14 protein-coding genes and 3 rRNA genes are annotated in these 26998 nt (G+C 70.2%); 11 read left to right on the forward strand and 6 right to left on the reverse strand.

Features of this window, described 5'->3' with window-relative positions; all coding sequences use genetic code 11:
* The first annotated feature begins 35 nt into the window (after window positions 1–35).
* The 4 genes from OOT42_RS14705 to OOT42_RS14720 all read left to right on the forward strand — a co-directional run bounded on the left by OOT42_RS14705 (window position 36) and on the right by OOT42_RS14720 (window position 7398).
* On the forward strand, window positions 36–1694 hold the full coding sequence (locus tag OOT42_RS14705; protein WP_273651927.1) for an FAD-binding dehydrogenase: 1659 nt from the start codon (window positions 36–38) through the stop codon (window positions 1692–1694).
* 537 nt (window positions 1695–2231) lie between these two features.
* A complete protein-coding gene (locus OOT42_RS14710; protein WP_273654854.1) occupies window positions 2232–4217 on the forward strand; it encodes an alpha-1,4-glucan--maltose-1-phosphate maltosyltransferase in 1986 nt (661 codons plus the stop codon).
* Window positions 4218–4279: 62 nt separating this feature from the next.
* On the forward strand, window positions 4280–6055 hold the full coding sequence (treS, locus tag OOT42_RS14715) for a maltose alpha-D-glucosyltransferase (protein WP_273654855.1): 1776 nt from the start codon (window positions 4280–4282) through the stop codon (window positions 6053–6055).
* Window positions 6052–7398, forward strand: a complete 1347-nt coding sequence (locus tag OOT42_RS14720; RefSeq protein WP_273651928.1) for a maltokinase N-terminal cap-like domain-containing protein — start codon at window positions 6052–6054, stop codon at window positions 7396–7398. Before treS ends, OOT42_RS14720 begins: the two co-directional genes overlap by 4 nt.
* A gap of 58 nt (window positions 7399–7456) precedes the next feature.
* Here the strand turns inward: OOT42_RS14720 and OOT42_RS14725 are convergent, their stop codons facing one another.
* Window positions 7457–8695, reverse strand: a complete 1239-nt coding sequence (locus tag OOT42_RS14725; RefSeq protein WP_273651929.1) for an ROK family transcriptional regulator — start codon at window positions 8693–8695, stop codon at window positions 7457–7459.
* 207 nt (window positions 8696–8902) lie between these two features.
* Between OOT42_RS14725 and OOT42_RS14730 the strand changes: the two genes are divergently transcribed.
* From OOT42_RS14730 to OOT42_RS14745, 4 genes are all read left to right on the forward strand, one after another.
* The gene (locus OOT42_RS14730) at window positions 8903–10228 is read left to right on the forward strand and encodes an ABC transporter substrate-binding protein (protein WP_273651930.1); all 1326 of its coding nucleotides are present in this window, start codon (window positions 8903–8905) and stop codon (window positions 10226–10228) included.
* 11 nt (window positions 10229–10239) lie between these two features.
* Window positions 10240–11214 carry a carbohydrate ABC transporter permease gene (locus OOT42_RS14735; protein WP_273651931.1) on the forward strand — a complete coding sequence of 325 codons (975 nt, stop codon included), beginning with the start codon at window positions 10240–10242 and terminating at the stop codon, window positions 11212–11214.
* Window positions 11211–12035 carry a carbohydrate ABC transporter permease gene (locus OOT42_RS14740; RefSeq protein WP_273651932.1) on the forward strand — a complete coding sequence of 275 codons (825 nt, stop codon included), beginning with the start codon at window positions 11211–11213 and terminating at the stop codon, window positions 12033–12035. Before OOT42_RS14735 ends, OOT42_RS14740 begins: the two co-directional genes overlap by 4 nt.
* Before the next feature lie 104 nt (window positions 12036–12139).
* Window positions 12140–12748: a hypothetical protein gene (locus OOT42_RS14745; RefSeq protein WP_273651933.1), complete on the forward strand. Its 609-nt coding sequence runs from the start codon at window positions 12140–12142 to the stop codon at window positions 12746–12748.
* Window positions 12749–12772: 24 nt separating this feature from the next.
* Here the strand turns inward: OOT42_RS14745 and OOT42_RS14750 are convergent, their stop codons facing one another.
* Window positions 12773–14953, reverse strand: coding sequence for an alpha-galactosidase (locus OOT42_RS14750; RefSeq protein WP_273651934.1), 2181 nt, complete (start codon window positions 14951–14953; stop codon window positions 12773–12775).
* 159 nt (window positions 14954–15112) lie between these two features.
* Between OOT42_RS14750 and OOT42_RS14755 the strand changes: the two genes are divergently transcribed.
* The 3 genes from OOT42_RS14755 to glgB all read left to right on the forward strand — a co-directional run bounded on the left by OOT42_RS14755 (window position 15113) and on the right by glgB (window position 20786).
* Complete coding sequence (locus tag OOT42_RS14755) at window positions 15113–17644, forward strand: glycoside hydrolase family 2 protein (protein ID WP_273651935.1); 2532 nt, start codon at window positions 15113–15115, stop codon at window positions 17642–17644.
* Window positions 17645–17675: 31 nt separating this feature from the next.
* Window positions 17676–18527 (forward strand): LacI family DNA-binding transcriptional regulator, encoded by an 852-nt coding sequence (locus tag OOT42_RS14760; protein WP_273651936.1) that lies wholly within the window; start codon window positions 17676–17678, stop codon window positions 18525–18527.
* A gap of 69 nt (window positions 18528–18596) precedes the next feature.
* Entirely contained in the window at window positions 18597–20786 is a 2190-nt protein-coding gene (gene glgB, locus OOT42_RS14765; RefSeq protein ID WP_273651937.1) for a 1,4-alpha-glucan branching protein GlgB, read from the forward strand.
* Window positions 20787–20985: 199 nt separating this feature from the next.
* Here the strand turns inward: glgB and OOT42_RS14770 are convergent, their stop codons facing one another.
* The 4 genes from OOT42_RS14770 to OOT42_RS14785 all read right to left on the reverse strand — a co-directional run bounded on the left by OOT42_RS14770 (window position 20986) and on the right by OOT42_RS14785 (window position 26864).
* Window positions 20986–21423, reverse strand: coding sequence for an HIT family protein (locus OOT42_RS14770; RefSeq protein ID WP_273651938.1), 438 nt, complete (start codon window positions 21421–21423; stop codon window positions 20986–20988).
* A 201-nt stretch (window positions 21424–21624) separates the two neighbouring features.
* Window positions 21625–21741: ribosomal RNA gene (rrf, locus tag OOT42_RS14775) — 5S ribosomal RNA — on the reverse strand.
* A gap of 73 nt (window positions 21742–21814) precedes the next feature.
* Window positions 21815–24919, reverse strand: a 23S ribosomal RNA gene (locus OOT42_RS14780).
* A gap of 425 nt (window positions 24920–25344) precedes the next feature.
* Window positions 25345–26864 (reverse strand): 16S ribosomal RNA (locus OOT42_RS14785).
* Together the 16S, 23S and 5S rRNA genes form the textbook arrangement of a ribosomal RNA operon.
* Window positions 26865–26998: the final 134 nt, after the last annotated feature.

A 26998-nucleotide genomic window follows, 5' to 3' on the forward strand; every position in this document is an offset into this window, starting at 1 on the left:
TTCTGGACGTCCGTCCAGACGTGTACCGTCGCGACATGACGCACTCCCACGACGTCGTGGTCGTCGGCGCGGGCCTCGCGGGCCTGGTCGCCACCGCCGAGCTCCTCGCCGCGGGCCGCCGGGTCGTCCTGCTCGACGCCGAGAACGCGGCGAGTCTCGGCGGCCAGGCGTTCTGGTCGTTCGGCGGGCTGTTCCTCGTCGACTCGCCCGAGCAGCGCCGCCTGGGCATCACCGACTCCGCCGAGCTCGCGCTCGCCGACTGGCTCGGCTCCGCCGACTTCGCCGACGACGGCTCGGACCGGTGGGGGCGCGCGTGGGCGGAGGGCTTCGTCGACTTCGCCGCGGGCGACCTGCGCCCGTGGCTGCACGCGCAGGGGGTGCGCTGGTTCCCGCTCGTGCAGTGGGCGGAGCGCGGCGGGTACACCGCGGGCGGGCACGGCAACACGGTCCCGCGCTTCCACGTCACGTGGGGCACCGGGCCCGGCATCCTCGAGCCGTTCGTCCGGACGCTGCTCGACGCGCGCAAGGAGGGGCGCGTCGACGTGCGCTTCCGGCACCGCGTGACGTCGTTCGTCACGACCGACGGACGCGTGACGGGCGTGCGGGGTGACGTCCTCGTGGACGACGGCGTCGCCCGCGCGGTCCCGAGCTCGCGCGAGGTCGTGCGCCCGTTCGAGCTCGACGCGTCCGCCGTGGTCGTCGCGACGGGCGGCATCGGCGCGAACCACGGCCTGGTGCGCGCGACGTGGCCCGAGCACGCGGGCCGGCTGCCCGAGCGCATGCTGTCGGGCGTCCCGGACCACGTCGACGGCTCGGGCGTCGCGGCGGCGCGGGACGCGGGCGGCGCGGTCGTGCACCCGGACCGCGCGTGGCACTACCCCGAGGGCATCACCAACCACTCGCCGGTGTGGAGCCGGCACGGGATCCGCATCCTGCCGGGCCCGTCGTCGCTGTGGCTGGACGCCGACGGCCACCGGCTGCCCGTCCCCCTCTTCCCGGGCTTCGACTCGCTCGGCGCGCTGCGGCACCTCACGTCCCGCGGCGACGACCACTCGTGGTTCGTGCTCGACAAGACGATCCTCGGCTCGGAGTTCGCGCTGTCGGGCTCGGAGCAGAACCCCGACCTGACGGGCAAGAGCGTCCCGCAGCTGCTGCAGCGCGTGCTGCCAGGGGCGGTGGGCCCGGTCGAGACGTTCGCGCACGAGTCGGAGGAGTTCCTCTGGGCGGACACGCCGGCCGACCTCGCGCGCCGCATGAACGCGCTCACGGGCACCGACCGCATCGACGCCGAGGAGCTCGAGCGCACGATCGTCGAGCGCGACCGGCAGGTCGAGTCCGGGCTCGGCAAGGACCTCCAGGTCATCGCGACCGCGATGGCCCGCCGGTACGTCGTCGACAAGCTCATCCGGGTCGCCAAGCCGCACCGGCTGCTCGACCCCGCGCACGGCCCGCTGCTCGCGGTGCGCCTGTCCGTGCTCACCCGCAAGACGCTCGGCGGGCTGCACACCGACCTCGAGGGCCGCGTCCTGCGTCCCGACGGCGACGTGCTGCCGGGCCTGTGGGCCGTCGGCGAGGCGTCCGGGTTCGGCGGCGGGGGCGTGCACGGGCACCGCGCGCTGGAGGGCACGTTCCTGGGCGGCTGCCTCTTCACGGGTCGCACGACCGGGCGCGCGCTCGCCTCGACCCTGCGCTGAGACCGCGGAGGCCGCGCACGCGTCCGGCGGGTACGACCGGCCCGACAGCGTCGCGCCGCCCGGCGACCTCGCACACGGGGCACATCCGCCCAGGTCGGGCGTGCAGGCGTCGGGTGTGGCCGACACGGCTCCCGCACCGGATGCCCACCCCCGCCGCCTCCGGATAGGTTCGGGAGCGTGACGACTCCCCCGAAGTCCGGCAGCCGTTCGCGCACCACCGCGTCCCGCCCCGCGCCCGCTGCCGAACCCGCCCCGGCCGTGCCGGGCACCCCCGTCGACCCCGTGAAGCCCGCCCGTCGCGCGGCGTCCCCGGCAAAGCCCGCCCGCACCGCCGACGCGGCGACGCCGACCCGCTCGCGGGCGCGGACGGCCGCCGCCACCGCACCGGCGCACCCGACGACCACGTCCCCCGTCGAGCCCGTCGCGCCCGTCGCCCCGGCGGCCGCCGCCGTCGCGCCGACGACCCCGGCCGCGACCACCGGCGCCCCCGCGGGCGGGACGCCGGCCGCGCAGCCCTGGGTCGCGCCCGAGGGCCCGATCGGCCGCATCCCCGTCGTGGACGTCTCCCCCGTCGCCGAGGAAGGACGCTTCCCGGCCAAGGCCGTCGTGGGCGAGTCGGTGCCGGTCCGCGCGACGGTGTTCCGTGAGGGGCACGACGCGGTCGCCGCGACGGCGGTCCTGATCGACCCGGACGGCGCGGAGCACGCGCGCGCGCCGATGGTCGACATCGCTCCCGGTCTGGACCGCTTCGAGGCGCGCCTGGTGCCCGACCGCACGGGCGAGTGGTCGTTCCGCGTCGAGGGCTGGTCGGACCCGTTCGCGACGTGGGCGCACGACGCGACGATCAAGGTCGCCGCGGGCATCGACGTCGAGCTCATGCTCACGGAGGGCGCGCTGCTGCTGGAGCGTGCGGCGGCCCGCCCGTCGACCGAGCTCCCCGAGGACGCGGCGGGCGTGCTGCGCGACGCGGTCGCCGGGCTGCGCGACACGACGCGCACGCCGGCCGACCGCCTCGCGACGGGCCTGTCGCACGCCGTCCGCGGCACGCTGGCCGCGCACCCGTTCCGCGAGCTCGTGACGTCGTCGCGCGCCTACCCCCTGCGCGTCGAGCGCCCGCTGGCCCTCGCGGGCGCGTGGTACGAGATCTTCCCGCGCTCGCACGGCGCGACGCAGGACCCGGTCACGGGCGAGTGGCGCTCGGGCACGCTGCGGACCGCGGCGGAGGACCTCCCGCGCATCGCGGGCATGGGCTTCGACGTCGTCTACCTGACGCCGATCCACCCGATCGGCACGACGTACCGCAAGGGCCGCAACAACTCGCTCGACGCGCAGCCGGGCGACCCGGGGTCGCCCTACGCGATCGGCTCGCCGGACGGCGGCCACGACGCGATCGAGCCGAGCCTCGGCACGTTCGACGACTTCGACGCGTTCGTCGCGAGCGCGCGCGAGCTGGGCCTGGAGGTCGCGCTCGACGTCGCGCTCCAGTGCTCGCCGGACCACCCGTGGGTCAAGGACCACCCGGAGTGGTTCACGACGCGCGCCGACGGGTCGATCGCGTACGCGGAGAACCCGCCGAAGAAGTACCAGGACATCTACCCGCTGAACTTCGACAACGACCCCGCGGGCATCTACCGCGAGGTCCGTCGGGTCATCCAGGTGTGGATCGACCACGGCGTGACCCTGTTCCGCGTCGACAACCCGCACACCAAGCCGCTCGACTTCTGGGCGTGGCTCCTCGCCGACGTGCGCAAGGACCACCCCGAGGTCATCTTCCTGTCGGAGGCGTTCACGCGGCCGGCGATGATGCAGACGCTCGCGAAGATCGGCTTCCACCAGTCGTACACGTACTTCACGTGGCGCAACACGAAGGAGGAGCTCGAGACGTACCTCGCGGAGGTCTCGGGCGAGCAGGGGGCGTGGATGCGGCCGAGCTTCTGGCCGACGACGCACGACATCCTCCCGCCGTACCTGCAGGCGACGGGCGGCCGCGGCTTCGCGGTGCGCGCGGTGCTCGCGGCCACCGGGTCGCCGACGTGGGGCATCTACTCGGGCTACGAGCTCGTCGAGGACGTGCCGCGCCCGGGCGTGGACGAGCAGATCGACAACGAGAAGTACGAGCTCAAGCCGCGCGACTGGGCCGCGGCGGACGAGCTCGGCATCGCACTGCTGCTCGGCAACCTCAACGCGGTCCGCCGCGCGCACCCGGCGCTGCAGCAGCTCCGCAACCTCGTCGTGCACCCGACGACGGACGACGCGCTCGTCGCGTACTCGCGCCACCTCGACGCGGCGCACTCCCCGACGGGCCGCGCCGACACGGTCGTGACGATCGTCAACCTCGACACGTGGAACGCGCGCGAGGGCGTCGTGCACCTCGATCTCGCGGCGCTCGGCCTGCCCGCGGACCGCCCGCTGCGCGCGCACGACCTGCTGACGGACGAGACGTGGGAGTGGAGCGCGGAACCGTGGGTCCGGCTGGACCCTGCCGTCCGTCCTGCGCACGTCATCCACCTGGAGGAGGCGTGACGACGCTGCCGCCGGTCCCCGACGTGCGGCTGCGCGAGCCCGCGCCCACGACGGGGCAGATCATGCTCACCGCCCTCCCGCAGAAGCGGCAGCCCGCGGTCCCCGCCGCGTCCGAGGCGCGCCCGGGCCTGTCGGACGATCCCGACTGGTACCGCACGGCCGTCTTCTACGAGGTCATGCTGCGCTGCTTCTCGGACTCGTCCGGGGCGGGCAGCGGCGACCTGCGCGGGCTGATCGAGCGTCTGGACTACCTGCAGTGGCTCGGCATCGACTGCCTGTGGCTGCCGCCGTTCTACCCGTCGCCGCTGCGCGACGGCGGGTACGACGTCGCGGACTACACGGCGATCGCCGCCCAGTACGGCACGGTCGCGGACTTCCAGGAGCTCATCGCCGAGGCGCACGCGCGGGGCATGCGCCTCGTGATCGACCTCGTGATGAACCACACGAGCGACCAGCACCCGTGGTTCCAGGCGTCGCGCTCGGACCCGGAGGGCCCGTACGGCGACTTCTACGTCTGGAGCGACGACAACACGCGCTACCAGGACGCGCGCATCATCTTCGTCGACACGGAGACGTCGAACTGGACGTTCGACCCCGTGCGCCGCCAGTACTTCTGGCACCGGTTCTTCAGCCACCAGCCGGACCTCAACTTCGAGAACCCGCGCGTGGTCGAGGCGATGATGGACGTCGCCCGGTTCTGGCTGCGGATCGGCGTCGACGGGTTCCGCCTCGACGCGGTCCCCTACCTGTTCGAGGCCGAGGGCACGAACTGCGAGAACCTCCCGGAGACGCACGCGTTCCTGCGCGACCTGCGGCGCATGATCGACGAGGAGTTCCCGGGCCGGATCATGCTGGCCGAGGCGAACCAGTGGCCCGAGGACGTCGTGCACTACTTCGGCACCGAGGAGGAGCCGGAGTGCCACATGTGCTTCCACTTCCCCGTGATGCCGCGCATCTACTACTCGCTGCGCGACCAGCGCGCGACGCCGATCGTCGACATCCTGGCCGACACGCCGCCCATCCCGAAGGGCGCGCAGTGGTCGACGTTCCTGCGCAACCACGACGAGCTCACGCTCGAGATGGTGTCGACCGAGGAGCGCGCGTCGATGTACGGCTGGTACGCGCCCGACTCGCGCATGCGGGCCAACGTCGGCATCCGCCGCCGGCTCGCTCCCCTGCTGGACAACTCCCGCAAGGAGATCGAGCTCGCGCACGCACTGCTGCTGTCCCTGCCGGGCAGCCCGTGCCTGTACTACGGCGACGAGATCGGGATGGGCGACAACATCTGGCTGCCGGACCGCGACGCGGTGCGCACGCCGATGCAGTGGACGCCGGACCGCAACGCGGGCTTCTCGACGGCGGACCCCGGCAAGCTCTACCTGCCGCTCGTCCAGTCGCTCGTGCACCACTACAGCCACACGAACGTCGAGGCGCAGCTCGCGCAGCCGACGTCGCTGCTCCACTGGGTGCGCGGCATGCTCACGGTCCGCCGCCGCTACCCGGCGCTCGGCAAGGGCGACTTCACGGTCGTCCCGTCGGACAACGAGTCGGTCCTGACGTTCCTGCGCGAGACCGAGGACCAGACGATCCTCGTCGTCGCGAACATGGCGTCGACCGCCCGGTCCGCGACGGTGACCATGCCGGACCGTGTCGGCTGGACCATGCGCGACGTGTTCGGCGGTGCGGCCTTCCCGGCCGTGCGCGACGACGGCACCGCGCTGTTCACGCTCGGCTCGCGCGACTTCTACTGGCTGGAGCTCGACCCGCCGAGCGACGGCCCGACGGTCCCGGACACCGCCCCCTCGGGCACCGGTCGCCGTCGCGCGGGGGCGCGATGACGCTCGTCGTGACCCCGCCCGACGACCTCGACGTCGCGCTCCTCGACGCGGCGCGCGACTGGCTGCCCGGTCGCCGCTGGTTCCCCGCCAAGGGCACGCAGGCCGAGCTCACGCTGGTCGGCGGGCTCGCGCTGGCCGACCACGTGCGCGTGCTGCTGGTGCGCGCGAAGGCCGGGTCGATCGACGCGGTCCTCCAGGTCCCGCTCGTGCTCGTCGCGGCCACGGGTGACGGAGGGGACGCGACGGGCGAGGCCGCGACGACGGAGGTCGTCGGCCACGTGGACGGCCGGGCGGTCCTCGACGGCGCCGCGCACCCCGCGTTCGTGGCCGCGTGGCTCGCCGCCGCCGACGGCCCGGGCGCCCCCGTGGACCCGGCGACGGCTCGCGCCGTCTCGGGCGAGCAGTCCAACACGTCGGTCATCCTGCGCGCGGCACCGGACGCGCCCGCGCCGGCCGCGATCCTCAAGGTGCTGCGCGCGGTCGCGGCGGGCGAGAACCCGGACGTCGACGTGCCGCGCCACCTGGTCGACGTCGGGTCGGCGGACGTGCCCGCGCCGCTCGCGTGGCTGCAGGCGCGCTGGCCGGACCCGTCGGGTGTCCCGGTCGAGGGCTACCTGGGGGCGATGAGCGCGTTCGTGCCGCAGGCGCAGGACGGGTTCGAGCTCGCGTGCGACGTCGCGCGACGCGGCGAGCCGTTCGACGACCTGGCACGTGAGCTCGGCGCCGTCGTGGCGGGTGTGCACGCGGACCTGGTCCGGGCGTTCGGCACGGACGGCTCGACGGCGCCGCAGGACGGCCCGGAGCAGGTCGCGGCCGCGGTCGCCAACCGGTTCGCGTGGGCCGTGTCGGCGGTCCCGCAGCTCACGCGTTTCGCGCCGGGGGTCGAGGCGGTGGTCGCACAGGTCCGCGCGCTGCCCGTCGCGCCGCCGCGCCAGCGCGTGCACGGCGACCTGCACCTCGGCCAGGTCCTGCGCTCGGGCACGCGCTGGTTCGTCACGGACTTCGAGGGTGAGCCGCTGGCGCCGCTCGCGGCCCGCACGCGTCCGGACCTCGCCCTGCGGGACGTGGCGGGGATGCTGCGGTCGCTCGACTACGCGGCGGCGGTCGGCGGGCTCGGCGGCGACGCGGCCCAGACGTGGACGGACGCCGCGCGCGCCGCGCTGCTCGACGGGTACGCGGGCGCGGCGGTCGCGCAGCGGGTCGACGTCGACGCGGACGGCCGCGCGGTGCTGCTGCGCGCGCTCGAGCTCGACAAGACGCTGTACGAGGCCGTCTACGAGTCGCGCAACCGCCCGACGTGGCTCCCGATCCCGCTCGCGGGCCTGGAGCGCCTGGCCGGCTGAGCGGGTGTCCGGGCGCCGCCCAGGTCGACACGCGCGGTCCCCGGTGCGCCTCGGGACGTCAGGCCCCCGTGGGTACCTCGAGCGACCGGTCGACGGTCATCCGCATGCCCGCCTGCCGCGGCGTGAGCTCGCTCTGCAGCACCAGCGCCGCCGCCCCGACGGCCGCGGCCTCGGGTGCGTTCGACGAGATCGCGACGCGCACGGTGTGGTTCCCGCGTGCGAAGAACGACTGCGCGAGCCGGGCCTCGACCTCGGGCACGTACAGCGACCCCGCCATGGCGAACGCCGGCCCGGTGAGCACGACGAGCTCGAGGTCGAGCACGTTCGCGAGCGTCTGCGCCGCGACGCCCAGGTAGCGCGCGGACCGCTCGATGACGCGCAGCGGCGTCTCCTCCCCCCGGCTGGCGGCGCGGGCGAGCGTCGCGAAGTCCTCGGCGACGGTGCGTCCGGTGAGCTCGAGGCCTGCGGCGCGTGCGGCGGCGACGACGGCGGCCGGGCCGGCGAGCGCCTCGACGCAGCCGCGGCTCCCGCACCAGCACTCGGGGCCGTCGAGGTCGACGCAGATGTGCCCGACCTCGCCCGCGTTGGAGCTCGCGCCGCGGAAGACGGTGCCGTCGACGATGATCCCGGATCCGATGCCGGTGCCCATGTAGAGCGCGGCGAACGCGGACGCGGTGATGCCGCCGGACCAGTACTCGCCGATGGCGGCGGCGGTGGCGTCGTTGTCGAGCAGCACGGGCAGCCCGACGGCGTCCTCGAGCGCGGCGGCGAGCGGGAACTCGGTCCACGCCTGCATGACGGGCGGCGTGAGCGTCATGCCGGTCGACGCCGTGATGGGTCCGGGCGACACGACGCCGAGGCCGAGCACGCGCTCGGGGTCGACCCCGACGCGCGCGACCGTGGCGCGGATCTCGGCGGCGATGCGGGCGACGACGTCGCGCGGGTCGTCGGAGCCCGCACCGGGGCGCCGCCAGCGCGCGACGATCGCGCCGCCGAGGTTGGCGATGACGTAGGTGATCCCGGCGTGGTCGAGGTGCACACCGACGGCGAAGCGCGCGTAGGGCTCGAGCTCGAGCAGCATGCGCGGCTTGCCGCCGGTCGACTCGGCGCGGCCGACCTCGACGACGAGCCCGTCGTCGATGAGACGCCGCACGACGGTCGAGATCGTCGCGGCGGTGAACCCGGTGGCACGCGTGAGCTCGACGCGGCTGATGGTCCCGGCCGCGCGGATGAGGTCCAGGATCGCGGCCCTGCTGCTGGCGTGCGCGGCGCCCAGGCCCGTCTGCAGGCTGCTCACGGCACCGACCTTCCTCGCGTGTGTGTCGCGCGCTCACGATAACGATCCGGGCACGGAGAGCCCCAGCCGCGACACGCACGTTGACTAACTTTGTTCACTTGCCTAAGAATGCCACGCGGAGCAGGGTTCGCGAACGACCCCGACGGTGACGAAGCCCCTCCACACCGGCCGGCACGCGGAGGTGCCGGCCCGACGAGAGGATCAAGGATGTTCCCTCAGAAGCGACGCACCCGCGTCCTGGCGGCCGCGGCCGCCACCACGGTCCTCGCCCTCACGGCCGCGTGCTCGGGCGGCGGGGGCGGCGACGAGGAGGCCAACGACGACGGCACCCCTGCGGGTGCGATCACGGTCCTGACCTGGCGCACGGACCTCGTCGAGGACGGCACGTTCGACGACTACGTCGAGAAGTTCAAGGCCAAGTACCCCGAGGTCACCGAGGTCAAGATCGAGGGCATCACCGACTACGAGGGCGAGGTGAAGACGCGCATGAGCACCGACAACTACGGCGACGTCCTCGCGATCCCCGGCTCGGTGACCCCGGACCAGTACGCCGACTTCTTCGAGCCGCTCGGCACGCAGGAGGAGATCGGCGCCGAGTACCAGTGGATCAACGACAAGTCCTTCGAGGGCCAGTCGTACGGCATCCCGGTCGTCGGCAACGTGCAGGGCTACGTCTACAACAAGCGCGTGTGGGAGGAGGCCGGCGTCACCGAGTTCCCCGACACGCCCGACGCCTTCCTCGACGCGCTGCGGAAGATCAAGGACCACGGCGTCGAGGTCGCGCCGCTCTACACCAACTACAAGGACGGCTGGCCGCTGTCGCAGTGGGACGGCTGGCTCGGCGCCGTCACGGCCGACCCGGACTGGAAGAACAAGATCGTCGAGTCCGACACACCGTGGACGCCGGACAGCGACTACGGCGTCGTCGACGGCCTCGTCTACGAGGCGGTCGCGCGGGGCCTGACCGAGGCCGACCCGACGACCACCAACTGGGAGGAGTCGAAGCGTCTGCTCGGCACCGGCCAGGTCGCCACGATGGTGCTCGGCTCGTGGGCCATCCCGCAGATGCAGGCCGCCGCGGAGGCCGCCGGCGAGGACCCGGCCGACATCGCCTACGCCCCGACGCCCGTCAAGGTCGACGGCACGTTCCACTCCGTCGCCGGCGGCGACTACAACCTGGGCATCAACGTGCACTCGAAGAACAAGGCGACCGCGCGCGCGTGGATCGACTGGTTCAACCACGAGTCGGGCTTCTCGGAGTCCCAGGCGGGCCTCTCGCCGATCATCGACGGCCCGGTGCCGGCCGCCCTCGACAGCTTCGTCTCCGAGGTCGAGCTCATCACGCTGAACCCCGCCCCCGAGGGCAAGGAGGCGCTGTTCGGCGACATCGACAAGGCGTCGGGCATCGTCACCACGGACCCGAAGTTCCGTCAGCAGACCGTCGACGACGCCCGCTCGGGCGCCCGCACCCTCGAGCAGATCTTCGACGACCTCAACGCCAAGTGGGCCGAGGGTCGGGCGTCGGTCGCCTGAGAGGTCCTGCCATGACGACCGCTCCCTCGGGCCTCACCGGCCCGGTGACGGCGGCCGCGCAGCAGTCCGACGCGGCCCGCACCCCCCGGAAGCCCCGGGGCGGTGCGGGCCGCGGCACCGCGTGGTACCGCCGGCTCACGCCGTACTTCTTCCTGCTGGTCCCCGTCGGGCTCCTGCTTCTCCTCACGTACGTCCCCGTCGTCAACATGTTCTGGTACTCGCTGACGGACTGGGACGGCCTCGACAAGACGAAGAGCTTCGTCGGCCTCGAGAACTTCGTGGACGTGTTCACCGAGCCCGCGAACGTGCGCGTGTTCGTCGTGTCGCTCTACTACTTCGTCGGCTCGTTCGTGCAGATGGCGCTCGCGCTGTACTTCGCGACGATCCTGTCGTTCAAGGTGCGGTTCAAGAACCTGTGGAAGGGCATCCTCTTCTTCCCGTACCTCATCAACGGCGTCGCGATCGGCCTGATCTTCCTCAACTTCCTCAAGCCCGGCGGCGGCCTCGACACGGTGCTCATGGCGGCCGGCCTGGAGAGCCTGATCCAGCAGTGGACCGGTGACCCCGACATCGCGAACTACTCGCTCGCGGCCGTCTCGGTGTGGCGCTACATGGGCCTGAACTTCGTGATGTTCCTCGGCGCCATCCAGTCGATCAACAGCGAGATCTACGAGGCCGCCGAGATCGACGGCGCGAGCCGCTGGCAGCAGTTCTGGAGCATCATCCTGCCGTCGATCCGCCCGATCGTCGGGCTGTCGTTCATCCTCGCGATCTCCGGCGCGCTGTCGGTGTTCGAGATCCCGTTCGTCATGACGGGCGGCGCGAACGGCACCGAGACGTTCGTCATCCGCACCATCTGGACCGGCTTCGAGCGCAGCATGGTCGGCCTCGCCTCGGCGATGGCCGTGGTGCTCCTGCTCATCGTGCTGGTCATCACGTGGATCCAGCGCAAGGTCGTCCCCGACGAGGAGGTGGACCTCACATGATCCGCGCCGTCACCGGCACCGCGAAGTACGTCTCCCTCGTGGTGGCGTCGATCGCGATGCTCCTGCCGCTCGGGCTCATCCTCTTCGGGTCGTTCAAGACCGACCAGGAGTTCCTCTCGACGGGCCCGATGACCCCGCCGGCCGACTGGTTCAACGTCGAGAACTACGTGACCGCGTTCACCCGCGGCAACATGCTCGGCGCGTTCGGGAACACGGTGGTCATCTTCGCCGCGGCGATCGTCGGCACGATCCTCATCGGCGCCGCCACCGCCTACGCGCTCGACCGCTTCCGGTTCATCGGCCGCGGCACCGTGCTCAAGCTGTTCCTGCTCGCGACGCTCGTCCCCGGCGTCACCACGCAGGTCGCGACGTTCCAGATCATCAACGGCCTGGGCCTCTACGACTCCCAGCTCGCGCTGATCCTGCTGTTCATGGGCACCGACATCATCTCGATCTACATCTTCCTGCAGTTCGTCCGGGCCATTCCCCGGTCGCTCGACGAGGCGGCGATGATCGAGGGCGCCGGGCACCTGCGGATCTTCTTCCAGATCATCCTGCCCAACCTCAAGCCCGCGATCGCGACCGTCGTCATCATCAAGGGCATCGGCATCTACAACGAGTTCTTCCTGCCGTTCCTCTACCTGCCCACGAAGGACCTGCGGCCGATCTCGACGACCCTGTTCGACTTCAAGGGCCCGTTCGGCGCGCAGTGGGAGGTCATCTCGGCGGGCGTCGTCATCACGATCATCCCGATCCTCGTGCTGTTCCTGTTCCTGCAGCGCTGGATCTACAACGGCTTCACCTCGGGCGCCACGAAGTAGCGCCCGCACGGCGACGGGCCCGGTCGACACCTCGGCCGGGCCCGTCGCCGCTCTGCGCTTGAGGACGCCGCCCGCGGTGCCGACTCCCCGGGTGGGAGGTGACCGTGGACGTCGGGGTGCTCACGCTCGTGCTCGTCGCGACGAGCGTCCTCGCCGTGCGTGCCGTCGTCCGCCTCCTGCGCGGGACCGTCTCCTGGCCCGCGCTCGGGATCGCCGCCGTCGTCCTGTGGACGGCGCTCGCGGGCGTCGCCGCCTTCCACGAGGTCCGTCACCACCGCACGCAGGCGCTCGCGACGTCCGCGACGCGGCTCGCGTCGGGCAACCCCGAGGCGAGCGTCGACTGCGTGCGCGTCACGACCGACCTCGTCGACCTCTCGCCGTACCGCGGGTTCGTCATGCACGACGACCCGACGACGTCGACGCTGCCGGCCACGACGTGCAGCGACCTCGCGCGGTGGGTCTCGAGCGGCAAGCAGTCCCCCTCGCTCGACGAGGTGATCGCCGTGCACGTCGTCTCGCACGAGGCGCAGCACGTCGCGGGCGAGCTCGACGAGGGAGCCGCCGAGTGCCGGGCGCTGCGGTGGGACGCGGCCGTCGCGGAGCGCATGGGCGCGACGCCGGAGCAGGCGGCCGCGCTCGCGGCCCGCTACCGCGCCGAGGTGTACCCGCACATGCGACGGCCGTACGTGCGGGACTGCACGACCGTCCCCTGACGCGACGGTCGGTCCCCGGTCCGGTCAGACGCGCGTCGCCCGGACGAGGACCAGGTGCTCGGGGAACAGCACCGGCACCTGCACCCCGACCTCGGCGAGCACACGCCCCGTGAGCCGCACCCCGTCGGGCGTCCACCAGGGCAGCGACGGCCCGTGGCTCCCGAGCCCGTCGACGACGTCGCCGGGCGGCTGGGGCCGCACGTGGTACGTCGCGTCGGGGTCGAGCCCGGGGAACGTGAGCCGTCCGGTCGGCAGCGCGTCCGAGGTGGCGGTCGCGACGACGGCGAACACCGCGTCCGACCCGTCGTGCGCCACGACGCCGTGCACGTGGTGCGACGGGTCGGCGACGTCGGCGTGCACGGCGGTCCCGGTGTGCAGGAGCCCGCGCAGCTCCTTGTACGCAGCGACCCACGCGGCGAGCTCGGCCCGCTGCGCCGCGTCGGCCTCGCGTAGGTCCCACTCGATGCCGAGGTGCCCGAACAGCGCCGTCCCCGCCCGGAACGACAGCGCGTGCCGCCGGCCGGTGCTGTGCGCGGTGCCCGACCCGACGTGCGCCCCGATCAGCTCGAGCGGCACGAGGAGGTTGGTCCAGCGCTGGATCTGCTGCCGCTCGAGCGCGTCGATGCAGTCGCTCCCCCAGATCCGGTCGGTGCGCTGCAGGATCTCCAGGTCGACGCGCGCGCCTCCCGACGAGCACGACTCGATCTCGACCCCGGGGTGCCGGGCGCGCAGCTCGTCGAGCAGCCGGTAGACCGCGAGCGTCTGCCCGTGGACGCCCGCGACGCCCGCGTGGCCCGCGTCGACGAGGTCGCGGTTGTGGTCCCACTTGAGGTACCCGATCCGGTACTCGGTGAGCAGGGCGTCGAGCCGCTCGAGGATGTACGCGTACGCGTCGGGGTGCGCCAGGTCGAGCACCTGCTGGTGCCGTGCCGGCCGCGGCAGGCGGGCGGGCACGCGCAGGATCCAGTCGGGGTGCGCCCGCGCGAGGTCGGAGTCCGGGTTGACCATCTCGGGCTCGACCCACAGCCCGAACTGCATCCCGAGCCCGGTCACGTGGTCGACGAGCGGGTGCAGGCCCTCGGGCCAGACGTCGGCGGAGACGTACCAGTCACCGAGCCCGCGGGTGTCGTCCCGCCGGGAGCCGAACCAGCCGTCGTCGAGGACGTACCGCTCCGCGCCGATCGCCGCGGCGGCGTCGGCCAGCTCGGTGAGGCGGTCCAGGTCGTGCGCGAAGTAGACGGCCTCCCAGGTGTTGAGCGTGACCGGCCGGGGCGTGCGCGGGTGCTGCGGCCGCGCGCGCATCCACCGGTGGAACCGGCCCGCGAGCGCGTCGAGCCCGACGCCCCACGACCCGTAGGTCCACGGGCTCGTGTACGACTCACCGGGCGCGAGCCGGACCTCGCCCGCCGTCAGCAGCTCGCCGCCGCCCAGCAGGCCCGGCTGGTGGTGGCTGCGTTCGGCGAGCGTGCGGTGGTTGCCCGACCACGCGGTGTGCAGCCCCCAGACCTGTCCGCGGCGGTGCCCGAACGACGGCGTGCCGGCGACGAGGACGAACGCGGTGTCGTACCCGGTCCGGCCGCGCCGGTTGTCGCGCAGCCGCGTGCCGTGCGTGAACGCGGTCCGCTGCGGGCTGCGTTCGCGCGCCCAGCGGCCGCTGAAGTCGAGCAGCTCGGTCGCGGCGGCGGGCACGGGCAGCGTGAGGAGCAGCCCGTCGAGCGCGTAGACGTCGTCGGCCGTGTTGGTGAGCGTGCCGCGCTGCCGCACCAGGCCCTGCGCGGTGAGCTCGAGGACGAGCTCGAGCGCGAGACCGGCGGCGGCGTCGACGGCCTGGACGGCGAGCCGCTGCGTCGCGTCGTCGGTGTGCTCGACCGTGTGCCCGGTGACGGCGAACGCCGTCGAGAAGTCGCGCCCGTCGCGCGAGCCGGTGAGCCCCGGCGTGCCGACGTGCCCGGCGGACTGCTCGGGCAGCACCGCGGCGGCGACCTCCCCGTCGACCGGGAACCCGAGGGGCACGGGCCGCGTCGCGTGCCGGAGGTCGGCCAGGACCGCCGGGTCGGGCGCGCCGAGGTCGGCGCCCCAGTGCAGCACGCGCGGGAGCGTGCCGCCGACGAGGTCGACGACCACGCTGACGCCGTCGGCGCGCAGGTGGACGAGGTCGGTGGTCGGGGGGTCGGGGACGTCGGTGTCCCGCGGCTCGGTGCTCACCGGACCAGTCTGGCATGCGATTGACTTACTTTATTCAGTTGTCTAACAATGATCACCGGGTACCAGGCCGCCCGTCCGGCTCGCTCATCGGAGCCGCGCGGGCCGTTCGCGACGACGCGGGCGGACACGCCGGACCCGCGGACCCAGGAGCACGCGTCGATGATCATCCAGGACCTCCCCGACGGCTGGACGCTGACCGCCGTCGCCGGCCCCGTCCCCGCCGACCTCGTCGGCGTCCGCGTCCGCACGCGCGTGCCGAGCACGAGCCACACCGCGCTGCTCGACGCCGGCCTGATCCCCGACCCGTACCTCGACCGCAACGAGGACGTGCTCGCCTGGATGCGCCGCACCGACTGGGCGTACGAGCGCCAGCTCGACCTCGACCCCGCCGCCGACGACGAGCGCGTCGACCTCGTCCTCGACGGGATCGACACCGTCGCCACCCTGACGTTCGACGGCCACGAGCTCGGCCGCACCGCCAACCAGCACCGCTCCTACCGGTTCGACGTCCGCACCCTGCTGCGCCCCGACACCCAGCGGCTGCGCGTCCTCCTGCACTCCGCGATCGTGCACGCCGAGGCGGAGGCCGAGCGCCTCGGCGGCCGCCCCCTCGCCTACCCCCAGCCGTTCAACATGGTCCGCAAGATGGCGTGCTCGTTCGGCTGGGACTGGGGACCGGACCTGCAGACGGCCGGCCTCTGGAAGCCCGTGCGCGTCGAGCGCTGGCGCACGGCGCGCCTCGCGCAGGTCCGGCCGCTCGTCACCGTCGACGCCGACGGCACCGGCCGCGTGCAGGTCCACGCCGACCTCGAACGCTCGGGCCTCCCGGGCGGTGACGTGCCCGTCACCGTGCGTGCGCGCGTCCTCGGCGCCGACGTCACGGTCGTCGTCCCACGAGACCGGACCCACGCCGTCGTGGAGCTCGAGGTCCCGCACGCCCCGCTGTGGTGGCCGGTCGGCCACGGCGCCCAGCCGCTGGCCGAGCTGACCGTCGTGCTCGGCACCGCGAGCGCCGACGAGCCCCTCGACACGTGGACCCGGCGCATCGGCTTCCGCACAGTCGAGATCGACACCGCACCCGACGACGACGGCACGCCCTTCACGTTCCGCGTCAACGGTCGCCCGATCTTCGTCAAGGGCGCCAACTGGATCCCCGACGACCACCTGCTGACCCGCCTCACGCGCGACCGCCTGGCCCGCCGGCTCGACCAGGCCGTCGAGGCGAACCTCAACCTGCTGCGCGTCTGGGGCGGCGGCATCTACGAGTCGGAGGACTTCTACGAGCTCGCCGACGAGCGCGGCCTGCTCGTCTGGCAGGACTTCCTGCTCGCGTGCGCCGCGTACCCCGAGGAGCAGCCGATCTGGGACGAGCTCGAGGCCGAGGCCCGCGAGAACGTCGCCCGCCTCACCCCGCACCCGTCGCTCGTGCTCTGGAACGGCGGCAACGAGAACCTGTGGGGCTTCGTGGACTGGGGCTGGCAGGAGGACCTGCAGGGCCGCACGTGGGGCTTCCGGATCGCGACCGAGCTGCTCAAGGGCGTCGTCGCCGAGCTCGACCCCACGCGCCCCTACGCCGACGGCTCGCCGTACTCGCCGGGCTTCGCGCTCGACGAGGTCCACCCCAACCACCCGGACCACGGCACGCACCACGAGTGGGAGGTCTGGAACCGCGTCGACTACACCGTCTACCGCGACGACGTCCCCCGCTTCTGCTCGGAGTTCGGCTTCCAGGGCCCGCCGACGTGGACGACGCTCACGCGCGCGGTCCGCGCCGACGACGGCGGCCCGCTCACCAAGGACGACCCGACGTTCCTCCTGCACCAGAAGGCCGAGGACGGCAACGGCAAGCTCGACCGCGGCCTCGCGCCGCACCTGGGCGTGCCCGACGACTTCGCCGACTGGCACTGGGCGACGCAGCTCAACCAGGCGCGTGCGGTGTCGTTCGCGATCGAGCACTACCGCTCGTGGTGGCCGCGCACGGCCGGCGCGATCGTGTGGCAGCTCAACGACTGCTGGCCGGTGACCTCCTGGGCGGCCGTCGACGGCGACGAGCGCCCCAAACCGCTGTGGCACGCGCTCCGACGCGCCTACGCACCGCGCCTGCTCACGGTGCAGCCGCGTGACGGCCGCGACATGCTCGCCGTCGTCAACGACACCGCGGGCATCTGGCAGGGCGTCGTGCACCTGTCCCGGCGCCGGCTCGACGGCACGACGCTCGCCGAGGTCGAGCTCGCGCTGGCCGTCGGCGCCTGGTCCGTGGGCCTGTTCGCGCTGCCGCCCGAGGTCGCCACGCCCGACGACCCTGCCGGGGAGATCCTCGTCGCCCGGCTCGGCGACGTGCAGACCGTCCACACCTGGGTCGAGGACGTCGACCTCGCCCTGGACCCGTCGCCCCTGACCGCGACCGTGACACCCGTGCAGGACGGCTACCGCGTCGACGTGACGGCCCGCTCCTTCGCCCGCTCCGTCACGCTGCACGTCGACCGGTTCGACCCGGACGCGGTCGTCGACACCGCGCTCGTCGACGTCCCCGGTGGCGAGACCGCGTCCTTCCACGTCCGCACCACGGTGCGGACCGACCCCGACGCGCTCACCCGCTCCCCCGTCCTGCGCACCGCGAACGACGTCGTGGTCCCCCGCGCACCGCAGACGGCGGCCGGCGCCGAGCGTGACCTCGAGTCGTCCCGCTGACCTGCGCACGCCCGCCAGTACGCTGGCGGGCGTGACGCACGGCATGGATGCGGTCGGACTGGTCCTCGCCCGGCCTGCCCGGATGCTCGGCCTCGAGCCCTTCTTCATGGAGCTCATCGCCGGGATCGAGGAGTCGCTCGCGGTCGAGGGGCGCTCGTTGCTGCTGCACGTCGTCCCCGACCACGACGCCGAGATCGCCGCCTACCGGCGCTGGGGCGAGGGCCGGCTCGTCGACGCGGTCGTCGTCGTCAACGTCGCGCTCGAGGACAACCGCCTCGCGGTGCTGGGCGAGCTCGGCATCCCGACGGTGGTCGTCGGCGGCCCGACGCCCGACCTGCCCTTCGCGAACGTGTGGATCGACAACGGCCAGGCGATGCGCGACGCCGTCGGGCACCTCGTCGGCCTCGGCCACCTGCGCCTCGCGCGCGTGTCCGGCCCCCGCACGCTCGCGCACACCCAGGCCCGCACCGAGGCGTTCGTCGCCGAGTGCGCGCGCCTGGGCGCGCAGGGCAGCGTCGTCGAGGGCGACTACGGCGAGGAGTCCGCGACCCGCGCGACGCGTGCGCTGCTGGGCCGCGGCTCGCCGCCGTCCGCGATCATCTTCGACAACGACGTCATGGCCATCGCCGGCCTGCGCGTCGCCGCCGAGATGGGCGTGCCCGTCCCCGAGCGCCTCTCGCTGCTCGCCTGGGACGACTCGGCCCTCTGCCGCCTCGCGAGCCCCGCGCTGTCCGCGATGAGCCTCGACGTGCACGCCATGGGCGTCCAGGTCGCCGACTGCGTGCTCAACCTCCTCGCCGACGGACCCGTGACGTCCTACACCGCCCCGCAGCCCCGGCTCGTGACCCGCGGCACGACGGCACCGCCCGCCCGGAACCCCTGACACCGCTTCGTGACCTGCGCCGCAAGGCGTCCACCTGCGCAGACACGTCACGGGTGGTTGGGTAGGAGGATGAGCACGGCGCCCGCCCCGGTCCCTGTCGACTCCGGCACGCTGAGCGCTGTGGCGCACGGCGCGTACTACGACCCGCACGGGGTCCTGGGCCCCCACGTCGGCGACGGGGGCGTCACCGTCCGGTCGCTGCGCCCCCTCGCCGACAAGGTCGTCGTCATCACCGCCGACACCCGCGTGCCGGCACAGCACGAGCAGGACGGCATCTGGGTCGCGGTCCTCCCCGGCACGGACGTGCCGGACTACCGCATCGAGGTGACCTACGGCGACGCCGTGCACCTCGCCGACGACCCGTACCGCTTCCTCCCCACCGTGCAGGAGCTCGACCGCCACCTCATCCGGGAGGGCCGCCACGAGCAGCTGTGGACCGTCCTCGGGGCGCGCGTCCGCACCTACCCCGGCGTGCTCGGCGACGTCGAGGGCACGTCGTTCGCCGTGTGGGCGCCCAACGCGCAGGCCGTCCGCGTCGTCGGCGACTTCAACTACTGGCAGGGCGCGACGCACGCGATGCGGTCGCTCGGCGACAGCGGCGTCTGGGAGATCTTCGCGCCCGGTGTCACCGCGGGCGCCCGCTACAAGTTCGAGATCCTCGGCCGCGACGGTTCCTGGCGGCAGAAGGCCGACCCGATGGCCCGCGGCACCGAGGTCCCTCCGGCGACCGCCTCCGTCGTCGTCGAGTCGCACCACGCCTGGTCCGACGACGAGTGGATGACCGCGCGCACGCAGCGCGACCCGCACACCGGGCCCCTCAGCATCTACGAGGTGCACCTCGGCTCGTGGCGCCAGGGCCTGGCCTACCGCGACCTCGCCCACCAGCTCACCGAGTACGTCCTCGACCTCGGGTTCACGCACGTCGAGTTCCTGCCCGTGTCCGAGCACCCGTTCGGCGGGTCGTGGGGCTACCAGGTGTCGTCGTACTTCGCGCCGACCTCCCGCTTCGGCCACCCCGACGACTTCAAGTTCCTGGTCGACACGCTCCACCGCGCCGGCATCGGCGTCATCATCGACTGGGTGCCCGCGCACTTCCCGAAGGACGAGTGGGCCCTCGCCCAGTTCGACGGCACTCCCCTCTACGAGCACCCGGACCCGCTGCTCGGGGAGCACCCCGACTGGGGAACGTACGTCTTCAACTTCGGCCGCTCCGAGGTCCGCAACTTCCTCGTCGCGAACGCCGTCTACTGGCTCGAGGAGTTCCACGTCGACGGCCTCCGCGTCGACGCCGTCGCCTCGATGCTCTACCTCGACTACTCCCGCCGCCCGGGCCAGTGGCGCCCCAACAAGTACGGCGGCCGCGAGAACCTCGACGCGATCTCGTTCATGCAGGAGGCCAACGCGACCGCCTACAAGCGCGCCCCCGGCATCCTCATGATCGCCGAGGAGTCCACCGCGTGGCCCGGCGTCACCGCACCGACCGACGGCAACGGCCTCGGGTACGGGCTGAAGTGGAACATGGGCTGGATGAACGACACGCTCCGCTACGTCTCGGAGCAGCCCATCCACAAGCGGTACCACCACCACGAGGTCACGTTCTCGATGGTGTACGCCTACTCCGAGCGCTTCGTGCTGCCCATCTCGCACGACGAGGTCGTCCACGGCAAGGGCTCCCTGTACGAGCGCATGCCCGGCGACCACTGGCAGAAGCTCGCCGGCGTCCGCGGGCTCCTCGCCTACCAGTGGACCCATCCCGGCAAGCAGCTGCTCTTCATGGGCAGCGAGTTCGCGCAGCAGACGGAGTGGGCCGAGTCGCGCTCCCTCGACTGGCACGCCCTCGACGACTCCCTGCACGCCGGTGTCCGCGACAGCATCCGCGACCTCAACCGCGTCTACCGCGAGAACCCCGCGCTCTGGGAGCTCGACCACTCCCCCGAGGGCTTCGAGTGGATCGACTCCGACGACGCCGACCGCAACACCCTGGCCTACCTCCGCAAGGGTGTCGACACCCCGCCCGCCGCGGTCGTGATCAACTTCGCCGGCGTCCCGCACGAGGGCTATCGCCTGGCCCTGCCGTCGGGTGGCCGCTGGCGCGAGGCCTTCAACTCCGACGCGGAGAGCTACGGCGGCTCGGGCGTCGGCAACCTCGGCGGCATCGACGCCGAGCCGGTCCCCCACTACGGCCGCCCGTACTCCGCCCAGGTCCGCGTCCCCCCGTTCGGCGCCGTCATCTTCGTCGCCGACGACGAGACGCCCTGACACCACACGCGACTGTCCTGACGTCCGAGGCCCGCTCGCGACCGTCCGAGGCCCGCACACGACCGTCCGAGGTCCGCTCACGACCGTCCTCTAGGCCCGCTCCGACCGTCCCGGGCCCGCACATGACCGCCCTGGGCCGGCACATGACCGTCCTTGGCCCGCAGATGACCGCCTGACGGTGCTTGCGATCGACCGGGCGTCATCCCGCCGACCGAGCGAGTCCTGAGCGCACCTGACGCGCAACCTCGTCCAGCTCCTCCCGCTCGCGAACGCGCCAGTCCGCGGCGATCCTGAACCCGTCGCCCGCGGTCCGCGGGAACACGTGCAGGTGCAGGTGGAACACCTCCTGGAACGCCGCCTCACCGTCCGCGAGGAAGAGGTTGACCCCGTCGCAGGGCACTGCGGACACACGTAAGGCCCCCGCGACTGTCCGAGCGACCCGGAACACCTCCGACGCGAGCTCGTCGTCGACGTCTGCGAGGAACGGCGCGTGCACCTTGGGAATCACCAGCACATGCCCGGTCGTCACCGGCTGCAGATCCATGAACGCCAGGACCCGGTCGTCCTCGTAGACCCTGCTCGACTCGACCGAGTCGGCCACGATCCCGCAGAACACGCACTCGCCGTCGCTCGTCATCCGCCAACCGTGCCCCACCACACGGGCTCACCGACAGCACATTCCCGCTCGCCGTCCGCAACCACCCGATCCCCGGTGTCGTACCCGACCGGCTCGGGCCCTCAGCCCGGCAACGCCCCGATTCGACGACACGTGAGTCGGCCCACCGCGGGAGAAACAGAAAGAGCCACCCCGGTGATGGGGTGGCTCTTTCTGAATGGTGTCCGGCGGCGTCCTACTCTCCCACACCCTGGCGAGTGCAGTACCATCGGCGCTGAAGGGCTTAGCTTCCGGGTTCGGAATGGGACCGGGCGTTTCCCCTTCGCTATGACCGCCGTAACGTTGTCGAGTTGTCAAACGGGTTCCCGTTCGTCTCTCGGGAACCGCACAGTGGACGCGTAGCAATGAATGAGTGGTGAAGTTGTCGGCTTATTAGTACCGGTCAGCTGCGAGGGTCGTTGGTCCCCTCTTCCACATCCGGCCTATCAACCCCGTGGTCTAGCGGGGTGCCTCTCGGGACGAGTCCCGTGGAAACCTCATCTTGAAGCAGGCTTCCCGCTTAGATGCTTTCAGCGGTTATCCCTTCCGAACGTAGCCAACCAGCCGTGCTCCTGGCGGAACAACTGGCACACCAGAGGTTCGTCCGTCCCGGTCCTCTCGTACTAGGGACAGCCCTTCTCAAGTTTCCTGCGCGCGCAGCGGATAGGGACCGAACTGTCTCACGACGTTCTAAACCCAGCTCGCGTACCGCTTTAATGGGCGAACAGCCCAACCCTTGGGACCTACTCCAGCCCCAGGATGCGACGAGCCGACATCGAGGTGCCAAACCATGCCGTCGATATGGACTCTTGGGCAAGATCAGCCTGTTATCCCCGGGGTACCTTTTATCCGTTGAGCGACGGCGCTTCCACAAGCCACCGCCGGATCACTAGTTCCGACTTTCGTCCCTGCTCGACCTGTCAGTCTCACAGTCGCTCCCTTGTGCACTTGCACTCGCCACCTGATTGCCAACCAGGCTGAGGGAACCTTTGAGCGCCTCCGTTACATTTTAGGAGGCAACCGCCCCAGTTAAACTACCCACCAGGCACTGTCCCTAGTCCGGATCACGGACCGAGGTTAGATGTCCAGAGCGACCAGAGTGGTATTTCAACGTTGACTCCACCGACACTGGCGTGCCGGCTTCACAGTCTCCCACCTATCCTACACAAGCCGCACCGAACACCAATACCAAGCTATAGTAAAGGTCCCGGGGTCTTTCCGTCCTGCTGCGCGTAACGAGCATCTTTACTCGTAGTGCAATTTCGCCGAGTTCGCGGTTGAGACAGCGGAGAAGTCGTTACGCCATTCGTGCAGGTCGGAACTTACCCGACAAGGAATTTCGCTACCTTAGGATGGTTATAGTTACCACCGCCGTTTACTGGGGCTTAAATTCTGAGCTTCGCCTTGCGGCTGACCCGTCCTCTTAACCTTCCAGCACCGGGCAGGCGTCAGTCCGTATACATCGTCTTGCGACTTCGCACGGACCTGTGTTTTTAGTAAACAGTCGCTTCTCCCTGGTCTCTGCGGCCCTTCACGCTCCCCGAGCAAGTCGGTTCACGCTTCAGGCCCCCCTTCTCCCGAAGTTACGGGGGCATTTTGCCGAGTTCCTTAACCACGATTCTCTCGATCGCCTTGGTATTCTCTACCTGACCACCTGAGTCGGTTTGGGGTACGGGCGGCTAGAACCTCGCGTCGAGGCTTTTCTTGGCAGCATAGGATCACCAGATTCCCGCATTCGCGGTCACCGTCAGCTCTCAGGCTCGTGAGGTGCGGATTTGCCTACACCTCGCCCTACGACCTTGGACGTGGACAACCATCGCCACGCTTGGCTACCTTCCTGCGTCACCCCTGTTAATACGCTTACCTACTACCGGTTCGGGTCCCGTGCTCCCCGGCCCGGTGCACCCGAAGGTGCGGTGGGCCGGCTCGGACGGTGAGCATCACCGGGCTCGGTATGGGCGGTTCTTCGCCGGTACGGGAATATCAACCCGTTGTCCATCGACTACGCCTGTCGGCCTCGCCTTAGGTCCCGACTTACCCAGGGCGGATTAGCCTGGCCCTGGAACCCTTGGTCATTCGGCGGACGGGTTTCTCACCCGTCTTTCGCTACTCATGCCTGCATTCTCACTCGTGTGGCGTCCACCGCTGGGTTACCCCGCGACTTCGCCCGCCACACGACGCTCCCCTACCCATCCACACGACTGAACCACGAAGGCTTGTCGAACGTGTGAATGCCACAGCTTCGGCGGTATGCTTGAGCCCCGCTACATTGTCGGCGCGGAATCACTTGACCAGTGAGCTATTACGCACTCTTTCAAGGGTGGCTGCTTCTAAGCCAACCTCCTGGTTGTCTGTGCAACTCCACATCCTTTCCCACTTAGCATACGCTTAGGGGCCTTAGCTGGTGGTCTGGGCTGTTTCCCTCTCGACTACGGAGCTTATCCCCCGCAGTCTCACTGCCACGCTCTGGCTTACCGGCATTCGGAGTTTGGCTAACGTCAGTAACCTGGTGGGGCCCATCGGCTATCCAGTAGCTCTACCTCCGGCAAGAAACGCGTGACGCTGCACCTAAATGCATTTCGGGGAGAACCAGCTATCACGGAGTTTGATTGGCCTTTCACCCCTAACCACAGGTCATCCCCCAGGTTTTCAACCCTGGTGGGTTCGGGCCTCCACGCGGTCTTACCCGCGCTTCACCCTGCCCATGGCTAGATCACTCCGCTTCGGGTCTAGAGCACGCGACTGAATCGCCCTGTTCGGACTCGCTTTCGCTACGGCTTCCCCACACGGGTTAACCTCGCCACGTACCACTAACTCGCAGGCTCATTCTTCAAAAGGCACGCCGTCACCCCTGCTAGGGAGGCTCCGACGGTTTGTAGGCACACGGTTTCAGGTACTATTTCACTCCCCTCCCGGGGTACTTTTCACCTTTCCCTCACGGTACTTGTCCGCTATCGGTCACTAGGTAGTATTTAGGCTTACACAGTGGTCTGTGCAGATTCACTCCAGGTTTCTCGGGCCCGGAGCTACTTGGGATCCCTCTCGGGAGGCCACGCCATTTCGTCTACGGGGGTACCACCCTCTGTGCCGGGCCTTTCAATGCCCTTCGACTATGACGCGACTTTCTGACTCCCTGCTGGTTCGGCAGAACCAGGCCTGAAAGGTCCCACAACCCCGCATGCGCAACGCCTGCCGGCTTGAACACGCATACGGTTTGGCCTGATCCGCTTTCGCTCGCCACTACTCACGGAATATCTCTTCCTGCCGGTACTGAGATGTTTCACTTCCCGGCGTTCCCTCCACACACCCTATATATTCAGGTGCGGGTCACACGACATGACTCGTGCGGGGTTTCCCCATTCGGACATCCTCGGATCACGGTTCGTTTGCCAACTCCCCGAGGCTTATCGCAGGCTACCACGTCCTTCTTCGGCTCCTAGTGCCAAGGCATCCACCCTGTGCCCTTATAAACTTGACCACAAAGATCATTCAAAGATGCTCGCGTCCACTGTGCAGTTCTCAAGCTACGACCGGGTGACTCACCTGTGACGTCCGCGCGCCTACCCACCAGGGGCGGTTCGCTGGACCAGGCGGCCCGCAGGCCGACGCGCACCCCACCCGCCCGCAAGCGGATCAAGTGCGCGACTCGACCCCGAGGTCAACAACCATGACGGCTGTTCCCTCAGGACCCAACAGCGTGCCAGGCCGACCCGATCACCCGGTGTGGATCTCCGTTCCCTCCCCGCAGACGAGCTGCAGGCGTACTAGAAGCCACCGGAACCAAGCCGGCCGTAGTCGATGTTCCACCCTCGAGCACCACCCCCAGCTCGTTCGGCCGGGGCGTGGGCCTGGACACCACACACCCACCCATGACAGGCGAGCGCGGTGCCAGATGCTCCTTAGAAAGGAGGTGATCCAGCCGCACCTTCCGGTACGGCTACCTTGTTACGACTTAGTCCCAATCGCCAGTCCCACCTTCGACGGCTCCCCCCACAAGGGTTGGGCCACCGGCTTCGGGTGTTACCGACTTTCGTGACTTGACGGGCGGTGTGTACAAGGCCCGGGAACGTATTCACCGCAGCGTTGCTGATCTGCGATTACTAGCGACTCCGACTTCATGGGGTCGAGTTGCAGACCCCAATCCGAACTGAGACCGGCTTTTTGGGATTCGCTCCACCTCGCGGTATCGCAGCCCTTTGTACCGGCCATTGTAGCATGCGTGAAGCCCAAGACATAAGGGGCATGATGATTTGACGTCATCCCCACCTTCCTCCGAGTTGACCCCGGCAGTCTCCCATGAGTCCCCGGCATAACCCGCTGGCAACATGGGACGAGGGTTGCGCTCGTTGCGGGACTTAACCCAACATCTCACGACACGAGCTGACGACAACCATGCACCACCTGTACACCGACCTTACGGGGAGCACATCTCTGCACTTTTCCGGTGTATGTCAAGCCTTGGTAAGGTTCTTCGCGTTGCATCGAATTAATCCGCATGCTCCGCCGCTTGTGCGGGCCCCCGTCAATTTCTTTGAGTTTTAGCCTTGCGGCCGTACTCCCCAGGCGGGGCACTTAATGCGTTTGCTGCGGCACAGAGCTCGTGGAATGAGCCCCACACCTAGTGCCCAACGTTTACGGCATGGACTACCAGGGTATCTAATCCTGTTCGCTCCCCATGCTTTCGCTCCTCAGCGTCAGTTGCGGCCCAGTGACCTGCCTTCGCCATCGGTGTTCCTCCTGATATCTGCGCATTCCACCGCTACACCAGGAATTCCAGTCACCCCTACCGCACTCTAGTCTGCCCGTACCCACTGCAAGCCCCAGGTTGAGCCTGAGGTTTTCACAGCAGACGCGACAAACCGCCTACGAGCTCTTTACGCCCAATAATTCCGGACAACGCTTGCGCCCTACGTATTACCGCGGCTGCTGGCACGTAGTTAGCCGGCGCTTCTTCTGCAGGTACCGTCACTTGCGCTTCTTCCCTGCTGAAAGAGGTTTACAACCCGAAGGCCGTCATCCCTCACGCGGCGTCGCTGCATCAGGCTTGCGCCCATTGTGCAATATTCCCCACTGCTGCCTCCCGTAGGAGTCTGGGCCGTGTCTCAGTCCCAGTGTGGCCGGTCGCCCTCTCAGGCCGGCTACCCGTCGTCGCCTTGGTAGGCCGTTACCCCACCAACAAGCTGATAGGCCGCGAGCCCATCCCTGACCGAAAAACTTTCCAGACGCAACAGATGCCTGTACGTCTCATATCCGGTATTAGCGACCGTTTCCGGTCGTTATCCCAGAGTCAGGGGCAGGTTGCTCACGTGTTACTCACCCGTTCGCCACTGATCAGACCAGCAAGCTGGTCGTCACCGTTCGACTTGCATGTGTTAAGCACGCCGCCAGCGTTCGTCCTGAGCCAGAATCAAACTCTCCGTAAATGTCTACATGGCACCCACCCACCGAAGCAGGCAGGCAACCGACACACGAAACAGCCCCAAAGGGCCAATCAGATTCGGCTGTCAAAAGAAGACCCGATCCACGGGGGTGGACGAGCCTCCTCAATCTCAACCAA

The organism is Cellulomonas fimi (genome assembly GCF_028583725.1).
In the GTDB taxonomy this organism is placed as follows: domain Bacteria; phylum Actinomycetota; class Actinomycetes; order Actinomycetales; family Cellulomonadaceae; genus Cellulomonas; species Cellulomonas fimi_B.

Coding starts and splice junctions, on each gene's coding strand:
- OOT42_RS14705 (WP_273651927.1), top strand. CDS start 36: ATGACGCACTCCCACGACGTCGTGGTCGTCGGCGCGGGCCTCGCGGGC.
- treS (WP_273654855.1), top strand. CDS start 4,280: ATGCTCACCGCCCTCCCGCAGAAGCGGCAGCCCGCGGTCCCCGCCGCG.
- OOT42_RS14720 (WP_273651928.1), top strand. CDS start 6,052: ATGACGCTCGTCGTGACCCCGCCCGACGACCTCGACGTCGCGCTCCTC.
- OOT42_RS14730 (WP_273651930.1), top strand. CDS start 8,903: ATGTTCCCTCAGAAGCGACGCACCCGCGTCCTGGCGGCCGCGGCCGCC.
- OOT42_RS14735 (WP_273651931.1), top strand. CDS start 10,240: ATGACGACCGCTCCCTCGGGCCTCACCGGCCCGGTGACGGCGGCCGCG.
- OOT42_RS14740 (WP_273651932.1), top strand. CDS start 11,211: ATGATCCGCGCCGTCACCGGCACCGCGAAGTACGTCTCCCTCGTGGTG.
- OOT42_RS14755 (WP_273651935.1), top strand. CDS start 15,113: ATGATCATCCAGGACCTCCCCGACGGCTGGACGCTGACCGCCGTCGCC.
- glgB (WP_273651937.1), top strand. CDS start 18,597: ATGAGCACGGCGCCCGCCCCGGTCCCTGTCGACTCCGGCACGCTGAGC.
- OOT42_RS14770 (WP_273651938.1), bottom strand. CDS start 21,423: ATGACGAGCGACGGCGAGTGCGTGTTCTGCGGGATCGTGGCCGACTCG.